Origin of the sequence: Mycobacterium sp. KBS0706, assembly GCF_005938675.2 — a bacterium.
Taxonomy (GTDB): domain Bacteria; phylum Pseudomonadota; class Alphaproteobacteria; order DSM-16000; family Inquilinaceae; genus Inquilinus.
The window spans coordinates 35309-47189 of the sequence record NZ_VCCH02000064.1; the positions used below are offsets into that span (position 1 = coordinate 35309).

The window sequence follows — 11881 nt, forward strand, 5'->3', positions numbered from 1 at the left end:
CTTAGTCTTCCGGCCCCTCCGGCTTCGCCCTGGTGTCGAAGTCGAAATAGCGGAAGGTGGTCGTCATGTGCGGCGGCAACGGCGCGGTGACGTCGATGGTGCCGCGCGCCGGGTGCGGCAGCACCAGCCGGCGGGCGTGCAGATGCAGCTGGCGCGGCAGCTCGGCCCCGGCGATCGCGGCCTTGCCGGCGCCGTACTTGCCATCGCCCAGGATCGGCGTGTTCAGCGCCGCCATGTGCAGGCGCAGCTGATGGGTGCGGCCGGTGACCGGCCACATGGCGACGAAGGCGGCGTGCCGGACCGCGGCCTCGACCACCGAGTAGTCGGTGACCGCCCGCTGGCCCTCCTCGTCATCGTCCTCGACCACCCGGCCGACATTGTTCGGCGACCGCGCCAGGGCCAGGTCGATGCGGCCCTGATGCGGATGCGGCACGCCGACCGTCACCGCCCAGTATTCCTTGCGCGTGGCGCGCTCGCGGAACGCCTCACTCAGCCGCCGGGTCGCCTTGGCGGTGCGGCCGATCAGCAGCACCCCCGAGGTTTCCTGGTCAAGCCGGTGGATCAGCCGCGGCCGCTCCCTGGCGTCGAACTGCAGATGGTCGAGCAGCCCGTCGACATGCGCCTTGACCTTGCCGCCGCCCTGCGTCGCCAGGCCGGACGGCTTGTTCAGCACGATCACATCGTCGTCGATCAGGAGAATGGCGCGCTTCAGCTCCGCCGCCAGCCCTTCCGCCTTCTCCGCCTTCAGCGGCATCGGCGCACGCGGCACCGGCGCCTGGGCCGCGGCCTCGTCGAGCGGCGGGATGCGGATGGCCTGGCCGGGCTCGAGCCGCTGCGCCGCCTTGGCGCGCTTGCCGTCGACGCGGACCTGGCCGGTGCGCAGCAACTTCTCCAGCCTGCCATGGGTCAGGCCCGGGAAGCGCTGGCGGAACCAGCGGTCGAGCCGCAGCTCGCCGTCGTCCTGCGACACCGTGACGGTCTGCACGGCGCGCGGCGCTGGGTCTCCGGTTCGCGGGGTGGCGTCCGCCGCAGGCTTCGGGGCAGGATGAGGGGTCTTCGGCGGGGCTGGCATTCGGCTCATCGGCGTTGTGTAGCACGAGGGACCCGAGGAGGGGATCGTCGCGTGGGGGCTTATCTGTGGGTCGCGGCCGGCAGCGCGCTGGGCGGCATGGCGCGGTACTGGTGCTCCGGCTTCGTCGCCGAGCGCGTCGGCGAGACCTTTCCCTGGGGCACACTGGTCATCAACATCCTGGGCTCCTTCGTCATCGGCCTGTTCGGCGGCCTGACCGGGCCGGACGGCCGCTTCCTGGTCAGCCCGGAGGTGCGGATCTTCGTCATGGTCGGGCTGTGCGGCGGCTACACCACCTTCTCCTCCTTCAGCCTGCAGACCCTGGCGCTGATGCAGGACGGCGAGTGGGCCCGGGCCGGGGCCAATGTGGTGCTGTCGGTGGTACTATGTCTCCTGGCGGTCTGGCTCGGCGTCGCCGCGGCCGGGACGGCGCTGAAGGGAGTCTGACGGCGGAGGTTTTTCCCGCCATCCGTGCATAAAGGGATATTGTCATAGCCTAAGGGGATCGAGTCGGCTCAGGGACGGGGAGAACAGGCGATGAGGCTCGGGATCGTGGCGGGAATCATGGTGCTGGGGGTGCTGGCGGGTTGTGCACCGAAGCCGCTGCCGCCGGACCCGACCGCCGAGCAGCTGCTGGCCCACGGCGCCAAGCCGATCCCGCGCATGGCGCTGGTCGAGCGACTGAGCGACAAGACCGTCTACGGCACCTTCTCGGTCGACACCAACACCGCCAAGGCCGGCGACGCCTGGACCGAATACTTCGCCCCGGACGGGCAGCTGTGGTACCGCGACCGGCGCACCACCTTCCGCGGCCGCTGGCACGTGCCGGATGACAGGGACGAGCTGTGCCTGAGCTTCCGCGAGGGCGAGGACCGCTGCGCCAGGCTCTATGAGCTCGGCAGCGTGATCCAGTTCATCTCGGAGGCCCAGGGGCCCTATCAGGGCCGCGCCGTCTCCTACGCCGACAAGGTGGTGGACGGCGACGCGGAGGGGTTTATCCCGAAGAAGCCGGAGCCGCAGAAGCGCCGGCAGCGGAAATAGGCTCTACACCAGCGGCCACATCACCCCGAAGCTGAACGGCGCCCACAGCGCGGTCGGCGCCCCGGCGGTCCGCAGCGCCTCCACGGTCCAGACATTGCAGGTGCGCCAGGGGCGATAGGTGCCGCGCGCCACATAGAAGGCCTCGTGGGTTCCGGTCCCCGGCGGCGCTGCAAGTACGCCGCGGCCGGCAGGATCCAGCGCTGCGGTGGCGCGGATGAAGCCGATCAGCGCTTCCCGCCCCTCGCGGTCCAGCGCCAGCCTGGTGCAGCCCGGCACGCCCGCTGGGTCCAGCACATAGGCGACGTGCAGGGCACTGGGGCCGCCGCCGAACAGCGCCGCTATCGCGGTGCGGAAGCGGAGATCGGCCCAGCTGGGCGTCTCGCGGTAGAAGGTCAGGTCGCCCCAGCCGAAAGCGACGTGCAGGTTCGGCACGAAGGCGACGAGAACCGAATCCGGGAACACCGCGGTCCAGTCGACCAGTTCGTCCCGAGCCGGCAGCACGATGTCGGTGTGGGTCAGGGTGGCGCAGACATAGGCCGGCGGATCGCTGGTGGCCTGGGCCCGGCCATTGAGCGGCACCAGGGCCAGTGCCAAAGCGACGCCGACATAGAGCACGGCGAGGCCGAGCAGCCCAGCCGCCAGCGCCGCGACGATGGCTAGCGCCAAGCGCAGCGCCTTCATCCGCGCACTCCGAAGATCCAGCCCTCGGTCCGGGCGGTGAGGCCGTCGAGCCCCGGCGGCGACCAGACAGCAGGGTCCGACGCCAGCGCCCGCAGCCCGGCCGCGGCCACCAGCGCGTCGGTGGCGTGGTCGGTCAGTGGATCGGGCGCCAGGGCCGGCCCGCTGCCGAGCCGCGCCAGCGCCGCGTCGAGCTCGACGCGGTCGCGCACCTTGGCGCTGAGGGTGCGGCCGGAGCGGCGCCAGAACAGGCGCGGGAAGATCTCGACCAGCACCAGCGGCTGCGCGGCCGGCGTCTCGAATGGCCACACCGCCAGCCGGCCGTCGAGCCGGCTGCGCAGATGATGCAGCACCCGCATCCCGGCCAGCGCACCGGGCCCGACCGTCTTCGGCCCGAACTGCTTGAACGGGCTGTCCGGCGCGCCCAGCCGGTCGCGGCGGCAGGCCAGCTCGGCGGCGCGGTGCGGCTCGACCCAGCCGACCGGGCGCGGCCCGCGATGCCAGAAATCGGCGATATAGTCGGAATGGCGGGCGAACCCGGCGCCATGAAAATCCGGCACTTCGGCCGCGACCCGGTCGACCAGCGCCCACAGCGCCCGAGCGTCGCCGCCAGGCGGCAGATAGCCGGCGGCGACGGCGAAGGGCAGCGAGAAGGCGCAATCGATCCCGGCCAGAATCCGGCCACCGCCGTCGGCCTGGGCCTCGAGCCATCCGGCGACGGCGGTCCGGGTCCAGCGCCGGCCGGAGGGCGGCGGCAGCAGCACTGGCCCCTCGGCACCGGCCCGGCACTCGGCCACGGCGATGCCGTCATAGGCGCCAAGCGCGCCGGACCAGTCGATGGCGACGAAGCGGTCGAAGGCAGCGGGGATGGTCTGTTCGCCTGATGTCACCCATGCCCTCTGCCGATGCCGTCACGGCGACCCTGGCAGGGCGGCATGGCCGAAGGAAGGCGGTGTCAGGCCAGGGCGAGGAACGCCGCCAGCAACCCGCCGAAGAAGACATATTTGATCGCGTAGTACAGCTTCCGGTTCTTCTTCTTGATGCCCTTGAAGTAGCTCCGGATCGGATAGATGTAGGCGAACGCCTTGTTCAGCCCCGAGACCTTGTCGCCGTCGGCGTTGCGGGTGGCGCCGGCCTGGATCAGATACTTGGCGAAGAAGCGGTTCACCGCCAGCGCCCAGCGGAACCGCATCGGCCGCTCGACGTCGCAGAACAGGATCACACGGTTCTCGTCCGAGAAGTTCTCGGCGTAGTGGATGAAGGTCTCGTCGAAGACCACGTCCTCGCCGTCGCGCCAGCTGTAGGACTTGCCGTCGACGATGATGCGGCAGCGGTCGTCATTCGGCGTGATCAGGCCGAGATGGTAGCGCAGCGAGCCGGCATAGGGGTCGCGATGCGCCACCAGCTTGCCGCCCGGCGGCAGCGAAGTGAACATCGCCGCCTTCAGGCCCGGGATGGTCTGCACCAGCGCCACCGATTTCGGGCACTGCGCCGCGGCCGAGGGCAGCGGGTCGCCGTACCACTTCAGGTAGTAGCGCTTCCAGCCGCGCCGAAAGAAGGAGTTGAAGCCGACATCGTCGAGCTTGTCCGAGCCCTTGATGTCGCCCTCCTCCTGCAGCCGCAGCGCCTCTTCGCGGAGGACGTGCCAGTTGTCCTTCAGCGCCTGCAGCTCCGGGAAGCTGCGCGGGTCATGATAGGGCGTGCTCGGCACCCGCGAGAACAGGTACATGAAGCAGTTGATCGGTGCGAAGAAGGTCGAGTGATCGGTCAGCTGGCGGGTGAAGCGGTGCCGCACCTGGCCGCGGAAATGCACCCACAGCGCCGACGCGATATAGGCGTAGACGATCAGGAACTTCGGGGCGAGCACAGTGGCCAGCATCTGGGCCATACCTCCAACCGGACCCGGGCGACGGGACCGGGTTTGCGACCAATTCGCACGCTCTATACCATTCCTCCGACCTGACCGATAGGTCAGGGCGCCGCACCGCCCGACGGGGGCGGCGTTACTCCTCCGTCCTCTGCCCCCGCAGCTTGGCCCAATAGTCCAGCCGCTTCTTGATCTCGCGCTCGAAGCCGCGCTCCACCGGGCGGTAGAACTCCTGCCGGTCCATGTCCGGTGGGAAATAGTTCTGGCCGGAGAAGCCCTCGTCCGTGTCGTGGTCGTAGGCATAGCCCTTGCCGTAGCCGATCTCCTTCATCAGCTTGGTCGGGGCGTTGAGGATATGCATCGGCGGCATCAGGCTGCCGGTCTCCTTCGCCGCGCGGGCACTGGCCTTGAACGCGGTGTAGGCCGCGTTCGATTTCGGCGCCGTGGCCAGGTAGATCACCGCCTGGGCAACCGCCAGCTCGCCCTCCGGGCTGCCCAGCCGCTCATAGGCGTCCCAGGCCGCCAGCGACTGGGTCAGCGCCTGCGGGTCGGCCATGCCGATATCCTCGACCGCGAAGCGCACCAGCCGGCGCACGACATAGAGCGGGTCCTCGCCGCCCGCCAGCATCCGCGCGAACCAGTAGAGGCCGGCATCGACGTCGGAGCCGCGCAGCGATTTGTGCAGCGCCGAGATCAGGTTGTAGTGGCTCTCCTGCGCCTTGTCGTAGACCGGCGCCCGGCGCTGCACCGTCTGCGCCAGGCCGGCGGCGTCGAGCGGCGCGGCCGGCTTCAGCGCGAACAGCTCCTCCGCCAGGTTCAAGAGGTAGCGGCCGTCGCCGTCGGCCATGGCCTTGACCGCGTCGCGCGCCTCCGGCGTCAGCGGCAGCGTCCGGCCCTCCGTCGCCTCGGCCCGCTGCAGCAGCTCCTCCAGCGCCGCGAAATCGAGGCGGTTGAGGACGAAGACCTGGCAGCGCGACAGGAGCGCCGCGTTCAGCTCGAAGGACGGGTTCTCGGTGGTGGCGCCGATCAGGGTGACGGTGCCGTCCTCGACCACCGGCAGGAAGGCGTCCTGCTGGCTGCGGTTGAAGCGGTGCACCTCGTCGACGAACAAGAGCGTGCCCTGCCCGGCCGCGCGCCGGCCGCGCGCCGCCTCGAAGATCTTCCGCAGGTCGGCGACGCCGGAGAAGATCGCCGACAGCGGCTCGAAATGCAGGTCGGTGTGCTCGGCCAGCAGCCGGGCGAGCGTGGTCTTGCCGCAGCCGGGCGGACCCCACAGGATCATGCTGGCGATGCGGTGCGCCGCCACCATCCGGCCGATCGGGCCCTCCGGCTTCAGCAGATGGTCCTGGCCAACCACCTCGCCGATGCTGCGCGGCCGCAGCCGGTCGGCCAGCGGCCGCGGCGCCTGGTCGGCGAAAAGCGAGGGCGTGTCGTCGGGTCTCGGGGAGCGTGCCATGATGGGCCGCATCGTCGGCCAGCGGCCGCGGCGGCGCAATGGCGCGCTTCGCCGCCGGAGCCGGCGCCACAATCCGGCCACGCTTTCGCCCGGATGTGATCACGGTCACTTCGCCGGGAACTTTTGCAGTGCAAAAGGCGAACGACCCGCAGCTATAACCCCGACAATTGACAACCCCCCATGCAGGCACGACCCTCTTGGCCGGGGACCTCCTGTGGAGTGCGAGACATGATGACCGGGCGCCTGCAGACGCGGCCAGGAAGGGTGTTCGGCACCCTCGCGGCATTGGCTACGGTGGCTTTCCTGGCCGCCTGCAACGAATCGGGCGGCGACCAGGGGCAGTCGGCGCCGCCACCCCCGCCGGTCACGGTGGCCTCGCCACTGGTCAAGAAGATCACCGAATGGGACGAGTTCACCGGCCGCTACGAGGCGACCGCGAGGGTCGAGGTGCGCGCCCGCGTCTCCGGCTATCTGCAGTCGATCAACTTCGCCGACGGCGCCACGGTCAAGCAGGGCGACGTCATGTTCGTGATCGACCCGCGGCCCTACCAGGCGACGGTGGATTCGGCCAAGGCCGACCTGACCAGCGCCGAGGCCCGGCTCGACCTCGCCAAGGTCCAGCTCGACCGCGCCTCGTCGCTGGTCGCCCAGTCCAACGTCTCGCGCTCGGCCTATGACCAGGCGGTGCAGGAGCGCCGGGCGGCCGAGGCCGCGGTGGCCCAGACCACGGCGGCGCTGCAATCGGCCCAGCTGAACCTCGATTTCACCCAGGTCAAGGCGCCGATGGCCGGCCGCGTCTCCAACCGCCGCGTCGACATCGGCAACCTGGTCACGGGCGACCCCAACTCGACCCTGCTGACCACCATCGTGGCGCTGGACCCGATCTATTTCGAGTTCGACATGAGCGAGGCCGACTACCTCGCCTATCAGCGCGCGGTGGTGGCCGGCAAGCTGCCCTCGACCCGCGACAACCAGACGATCATCCAGACCCGCCTGCCGGACGAGCAGGACTGGCCCCATGCCGGCACCATGAACTTCGTCGACAACCAGATCGACCCCGGCTCCGGCACCATCCGCGCCCGTGCCATCCTGGACAACAAGGACCTGTTCATCACCCCGGGCCAGTTCGGCCGCATCCGGCTGCCGGGATCGAACGAGTACGAGGCCATCCTGGTCCCGGACAGCGCGATCCTGACCGACCAGTCGAACCGGATCGTGATGACGGTCAAGGATGACGGCACGGTCGAACCCAAGATGATCCGGCCGGGCCCGACCCAGCCGGGCGGCCTGCGCATCGTGCGCGAGGGCCTGACCGGGCAGGAGAAGGTCATCATCAATGGGCTGGTCCGGGCGCGCCCGGGCGCCAAGGTCACGGCGCAGCCCGGCAAGATCGAGCCGGCGCCGGAATACGAAGCGAACTGAGGACAGGCCCAGATGCGCTTCTCCCATTTCTGCATCGACCGCCCGATCTTCGCGACGGTGCTGTCGATCCTGGTCGTGCTGCTCGGCGCGGCCGCGTACTTCACCCTGCCGGTGGCGCAGTATCCCGAGATTGCGCCGCCGACCATCGAGATCCGCACCTCCTACCCCGGCGCCTCGGCCGAGGTGGTCTCCAACACGGTCGCAACGCCGATCGAGCAGGAGATCAACGGCGTCGAGCATATGCTGTACATGCAGTCGCAGGCGACCGGCGACGGCCAGCTGGTGATCCAGGTCACCTTCGCGCTGGGCACCGATCTCGACATCGCCCAGGTGCTGGTGCAGAACCGCGTCGCCGTGGCCGAGCCGCGGCTGCCGGAGGAGGTGCGCCAGATCGGCGTCACCGTGCGCAAATCCTCGCCCGACCTGATGATGGTGATCCATCTCAGCTCGTCGGACGGGTCGCGCGACCCGCTCTACATCTCCAACTACGCGACGCTGCAGATCAAGGACGTGCTGGCCCGCCTCGACGGCGTCGGCGACGTGCGCATCTTCGGCTCCCGCGACTACGCCATGCGGGTCTGGCTGGACCCGGACAAGGTGGCCTCGCGCAACATGACTGCAGGCGAGGTGGTCGCGGCGCTGCGCTCGCAGAACGTCCAGGTCGCCTCCGGCGTGCTGAACCAGCCGCCGGTGCCGAACCAGAGCGGCGCCTACCAGCTCAATGTCGAGACGCTCGGCCGGCTGTCCGACCCGCGCCAGTTCGGCAACATCGTGATCAAGACCGACACCGACGGCCGCGTCACCCGGGTGCGCGACATCGCCACGGTCGAGCTGGCGGCCCAGGACTACACCGCCAACGGCTATCTCGACGAACGGCCGGCGGTGCCGCTGCTGATCTTCCAGCGCCCGGGCTCGAACGCGCTCGAGACGGCCGATCGCCTGATCTCGACCATGCAGGAGCTGTCCAAGAGCTTCCCGCCGGGCCTGCAGTACAACATCGTCTACAACCCGACCGAGTTCATCGCCGAATCGGTGCATGAGGTCGAGAAGACGATCTGGGAGGCGATCGTCCTGGTCGTCATCGTCGTCATCCTGTTCCTGCAGACTTGGCGCGCGGCGATCATCCCGGTCGTCGCCATCCCGATCTCGCTGATCGGCACCTTCATGGTGATGGCGGCGCTGGGATATTCGTTGAACAACCTGTCGCTGTTCGGGCTGGTGCTCGCCATCGGCATCGTCGTCGACGACGCCATCGTGGTGGTCGAGAACGTCGAGCGGCATCTGCGCGAGGGCAAGTCGCCGAAAGAGGCGGCGCATCTGACCATGGACGAGGTCGGCGGCGCGCTGATCGCCATCGCCCTGGTGCTGTGCGCCGTGTTCATCCCGGCGGCGCTGATCAGCGGCATCGCCGGCCAGTTCTTCCGCCAGTTCGCGGTGACCATCGCCGCGGCGACGGTGATCTCGGCCTTCGTGTCGCTGACCCTGAGCCCGGCGCTGTGCGCCATCCTCTTGAAGCCGCACCAGGAGCATCACGAGAAGAAGACCTTCGTGCTGTTCCGGCCGATCCAGTCCTTCTTCCGCGGCTTCAACTGGGCTTTCGACAAGCTGTCGCTCGGCTATGGCGGGCTGACCCGGCGGATCGTCCGCTTCGCCGCGGTCATGCTGGTGCTCTATGTCGGGCTGATCGGCCTGACCGGGCTGCAGTTCGGCCGGGCGCCGACCGGCTTCATCCCCGACCAGGACCAGGGCTACCTGATCACCGTGATCCAGCTGCCCCCCGGCTCCTCCCTCGCCCGCACCGATGCGGTGGTGCGGCAGGCCGCCAAGGAGATCCTGGAGGTGCCGGGCATCGCCCATGTCGTGCCGTTCTCCGGCTTCGACGGCGCCACCTTCACCAACGCCTCGAATGCCGGCGCGATCTTCACCCCCTTCGCGCCCTTCGCCGAACGCACCGCCAAGGGCCAGACGGTGACGGAGCTGCAGCGGGCCGTGACCCAGAAGCTCGCCCACATCCAGGACGCCTTCATCATCGTCATCCAGCCCCCGCCCGTGCGCGGCATCGGCACCGGTGGCGGCTTCAAGATGATGGTCGAGGACAAGTCCGGCCGCGGCCTGCCGGCGCTGGACGCCGCGACCCAGGAAATCGTGGCGAAGGCGAACCAGACCCCCGGCCTGGCCGGCGTGTTCTCGCTGTTCAACACCCGCACGCCGAAGCTCTATGCCGATATCGACCGGGTGAAGGCGGAGATGCTGGGCGTGCCGGCCGACCGGGTGTTCGAGACGCTGGAGGTCTATCTCGGCTCGACCTATGTCAACGACTTCAACTATCTCGGCCGCACCTTCCGCCTGACCGCGCAGGCGGACGGCAAGTTCCGGCAGAACCTGCGCGACATCGGCAACTACAAGACCCGCAGCGACAGCGGCGGGATGGTGCCGCTCAGCGCCGTGGCCAGCTTCCACGACCGCACCGGCGCCTATCGCGTGCCGCGCTTCAACCTGTACCCGGCGGCCGAGGTCCAGGGGGCGACCCTGCCGGGCTATTCCACCGGCTATGCCCTGGCGACGATGGAGCAGATCGCCACCGAGACCCTGCCGCAGGGCTTCGGCTTCGAATGGACCGAGCTGGCGCTGCAGGAGAAGCTGGCCGGCAACACCGGCATGCTGGTGTTCGTCGCCTCGGTGGTGTTCGTCTTCCTGCTGCTGGCGGCGCAGTATGAAAGCTGGACCCTGCCGCTGTCGGTCATCCTGATCGTGCCGATGTGCCTGTTGGCCGCGGTCACGGGGCTACTGCTCAGGGGTATGGACGTCAACATCCTGGCGCAGATCGGCTTCGTCGTGCTGATCGGCCTGGCGGCGAAGAACGCGATCCTGATCGTCGAGTTCGCCCGCCAGGCGGAGGAGCATGGCGAGAGCCGGCAGGAGGCCGCGATCTCGGCCGCCCGCACCCGGCTGCGGCCGATCCTGATGACCTCCTTCGCCTTCATCTTCGGCGTGGTGCCGCTGGTGATCGCGTCGGGCGCCGGCTACGAGATGCGGCAGTCGCTGGGCACGGCGGTGTTCTTCGGCATGATCGGCGTGACCGTGTTCGGCCTGCTGTTCACGCCGCTGTTCTACGTCGTCTGCCGCTGGCTGGGCACGGTGGTCGGCCGGCGCAAGCCGGCGGTGCCGAAGCCGCAAGCCGGCCCGGCGGAGTGATTGCGATGGCGGTGTCCCGGAGCCTCAGTCCGGGACACCGCCCCGCGCCAGCTCCGGCAGGCGCAGGTCCCGGTACAGCTCCGACAGCACCCCCGCGAAGACGCTGACCCCGACCGCGGTCAGCGCCATCGACGCGAGGCTGGACACCAGCGTTGCGAGGCCGAAGCCCTGGTCCTCCGGCAGGATCGCCCCCAGCACCAGGCCGAGACCGATGGAGACCAGGACATCCCCCAGCAGAACGATGACCAGCGCTCCCAGCACCGCCAACCGCCGGCCGCGCAGCAGGCGGCTGCTCTCGGCCGCGGTCAGGCCCCGGTCGCCGATCGCGATGGCGGGCAGGACCAGGCCGTAGAAGGAGAAGGGCACGGTCGACAGCACCAAGGTCACGACGGATAGCCCCAGGATCCCCGCCAGCCCCCCCGTCGCCCCGCCCTCGGCGAAGGACTGCAGCAGCGACGGGCCGCCGACGAGGCCGAGCAGGATCGACAGCACGAACAGTCCGGCCACGGCCGTGACCATGCCGAGGAAGCCAAGCCATATCTGGGTCAGGAGGAAGCGCAGCGTCCCGGCGTCGGCCGGGAACGGCGCCAGCTCGCCTCGCAGCACGTAGCGATGCCAGCTGACCGCGATCAGCGCGATGGCGAACAGCAGGACCAGAATCGACAGCAGCATGGCCAGGGCGCCGGCGCCGGACGGCGCCTGGCCCGAAGCCATCATCACGACATCGTCGCCCCACAGCCAGTCGATGGCGAAGTGGAAGATCAGCGCGAAGGCGATCGCCGGCGCCGCCAGCCATGCCAGGGCGCGGATATGCCCCAGGCTCCAGCCCAGCGCCCGCCGCAGCAGGTCGCCGCTCGAAAGTGCCGCCATCATCCATCCCCTTCCCACGAATCGGGGCGGATCATTTCAGCCGGGCGCGTGAGAGGCAACCGGCCGGGATCGAATCATGGACCGCATCGTTTCGCGGGGATGATGGGGTTTTCCAGGATGGCACGAGGCGCAGACGCGCGCAGACGCTCCCCACTCCCCGCAGGAGGAGTGTGGAAGGCTGCGCAACCGGGCTTCGTAGGCTGGGTTCGCGGTACGCGAACCCAACAGGATCGGGGAGCCGCGAGGGCAGCGGGATGTTGGGTTCGCCAAAGAGCGAACCCGA

General features: G+C 69.4%; 10 protein-coding genes. 4 read left to right on the top strand and 6 right to left on the bottom strand.

All coding sequences use genetic code 11. The features are described 5' to 3' along the window. Nucleotide 1: 1 nt before the first annotated feature. Nucleotides 2–985, bottom strand: coding sequence for an RluA family pseudouridine synthase (locus tag FFK22_RS28305; protein ID WP_221938923.1), 984 nt, complete (start codon nt 983–985; stop codon nt 2–4). Between the two features lie 138 nt (nt 986–1123). On the opposite strand from FFK22_RS28305, the gene crcB reads away from it, so the two are divergent. Both crcB and FFK22_RS28315 read left to right on the top strand, forming a co-directional pair. Continuing rightward, nucleotides 1124–1516, top strand: coding sequence for a fluoride efflux transporter CrcB (crcB, locus tag FFK22_RS28310; protein ID WP_221938924.1), 393 nt, complete (start codon nt 1124–1126; stop codon nt 1514–1516). Between the two features lie 90 nt (nt 1517–1606). After that, the gene (locus FFK22_RS28315; protein ID WP_138888450.1) at nt 1607–2110 is read left to right on the top strand and encodes a hypothetical protein; all 504 of its coding nucleotides are present in this window, start codon (nt 1607–1609) and stop codon (nt 2108–2110) included. A 3-nt stretch (nt 2111–2113) separates the two neighbouring features. On the opposite strand, the gene FFK22_RS28320 is transcribed toward FFK22_RS28315, so the two are convergent. The 4 genes from FFK22_RS28320 to FFK22_RS28335 form a co-directional block, all read right to left on the bottom strand. Further along, nucleotides 2114–2791 (bottom strand): DUF2459 domain-containing protein, encoded by a 678-nt coding sequence (locus tag FFK22_RS28320; RefSeq protein ID WP_138888451.1) that lies wholly within the window; start codon nt 2789–2791, stop codon nt 2114–2116. Continuing rightward, complete coding sequence (locus FFK22_RS28325; RefSeq protein WP_221938925.1) at nt 2788–3678, bottom strand: hypothetical protein; 891 nt, start codon at nt 3676–3678, stop codon at nt 2788–2790. Before FFK22_RS28325 ends, FFK22_RS28320 begins: the two co-directional genes overlap by 4 nt. A gap of 65 nt (nt 3679–3743) precedes the next feature. Beyond that, nucleotides 3744–4667, bottom strand: coding sequence for an aspartyl/asparaginyl beta-hydroxylase domain-containing protein (locus FFK22_RS28330; protein WP_138888452.1), 924 nt, complete (start codon nt 4665–4667; stop codon nt 3744–3746). Between the two features lie 124 nt (nt 4668–4791). Next, nucleotides 4792–6111, bottom strand: coding sequence for a replication-associated recombination protein A (locus FFK22_RS28335; protein WP_138888453.1), 1320 nt, complete (start codon nt 6109–6111; stop codon nt 4792–4794). A 228-nt stretch (nt 6112–6339) separates the two neighbouring features. Here FFK22_RS28335 and FFK22_RS28340 point away from each other — a divergent pair, with 228 nt between their 5' ends. Both FFK22_RS28340 and FFK22_RS28345 read left to right on the top strand, forming a co-directional pair. After that, a complete protein-coding gene (locus tag FFK22_RS28340) occupies nt 6340–7533 on the top strand; it encodes an efflux RND transporter periplasmic adaptor subunit (protein WP_138888454.1) in 1194 nt (397 codons plus the stop codon). A 12-nt stretch (nt 7534–7545) separates the two neighbouring features. Then, nucleotides 7546–10728, top strand: coding sequence for an efflux RND transporter permease subunit (locus FFK22_RS28345; protein ID WP_138888455.1), 3183 nt, complete (start codon nt 7546–7548; stop codon nt 10726–10728). A 24-nt stretch (nt 10729–10752) separates the two neighbouring features. Here the strand turns inward: FFK22_RS28345 and FFK22_RS28350 are convergent, their stop codons facing one another. Then, nucleotides 10753–11601 (bottom strand): hypothetical protein, encoded by an 849-nt coding sequence (locus FFK22_RS28350; RefSeq protein ID WP_186002697.1) that lies wholly within the window; start codon nt 11599–11601, stop codon nt 10753–10755. Between the last annotated feature and the right edge of the window lie 280 nt (nt 11602–11881).

Coding starts and splice junctions, on each gene's coding strand:
- FFK22_RS28320 (WP_138888451.1), bottom strand. CDS start 2,791: ATGAAGGCGCTGCGCTTGGCGCTAGCCATCGTCGCGGCGCTGGCGGCT.
- FFK22_RS28315 (WP_138888450.1), top strand. CDS start 1,607: ATGAGGCTCGGGATCGTGGCGGGAATCATGGTGCTGGGGGTGCTGGCG.
- FFK22_RS28340 (WP_138888454.1), top strand. CDS start 6,340: ATGATGACCGGGCGCCTGCAGACGCGGCCAGGAAGGGTGTTCGGCACC.
- FFK22_RS28335 (WP_138888453.1), bottom strand. CDS start 6,111: ATGGCACGCTCCCCGAGACCCGACGACACGCCCTCGCTTTTCGCCGAC.
- FFK22_RS28345 (WP_138888455.1), top strand. CDS start 7,546: ATGCGCTTCTCCCATTTCTGCATCGACCGCCCGATCTTCGCGACGGTG.
- FFK22_RS28350 (WP_186002697.1), bottom strand. CDS start 11,601: ATGATGGCGGCACTTTCGAGCGGCGACCTGCTGCGGCGGGCGCTGGGC.
- FFK22_RS28330 (WP_138888452.1), bottom strand. CDS start 4,667: ATGCTGGCCACTGTGCTCGCCCCGAAGTTCCTGATCGTCTACGCCTAT.